Source organism: Corallococcus sp. AB030 (assembly GCF_003668965.1).
Classification (GTDB): Bacteria; Myxococcota; Myxococcia; order Myxococcales; family Myxococcaceae; genus Corallococcus; species Corallococcus exiguus.
Map to the genome: position 1 here is coordinate 1 of NZ_RAWQ01000520.1, position 414 is coordinate 414.

Annotated in this window: 1 protein-coding gene; it reads left to right on the forward strand. The window is 63.0% G+C overall.

All coding sequences use genetic code 11. The annotated features are described in order from the left end of the window. On the forward strand, positions 1-414 hold a 414-nt coding region (locus tag D7Y15_RS43880), incomplete at both ends, for an autotransporter-associated beta strand repeat-containing protein (RefSeq protein WP_199746088.1).

Below are 414 nucleotides of genomic sequence, written 5' to 3' on the forward strand. Positions count from 1 at the left end.
GGACGATTCAATATACCGGCGCCTTCGCGTCCGCCATTTATCAGACGACGCAAACACCTTCGGTCTCGATTGACCGCCTGTTCACCATCACCGGCGGCGCAACGGGCACGATCGATTCGTCGGGGCAGTTCGGGAACAATACGGTGGTGGCGAACGGCGGCAACAACAACGCCACGCTCATCTTCAACAACCCGAACCCGATCGCCTACACGGGTGCCGGCACCGCGACCCTGGGTCTCGCGGGCGCCTCGACGGGTGACAACGAGTTCAACCCGCAGCTCAACAACTCGAACTTCGCCGTCACCAAGACCGGCGCGGGCCTCTGGATTCTGAATCCGACCGGCGGCAGCAATACCTACGGGGGAGCGACTACCATCACGCAAGGCGTTCTGCGGGCCACCGATGGGGTGGGAC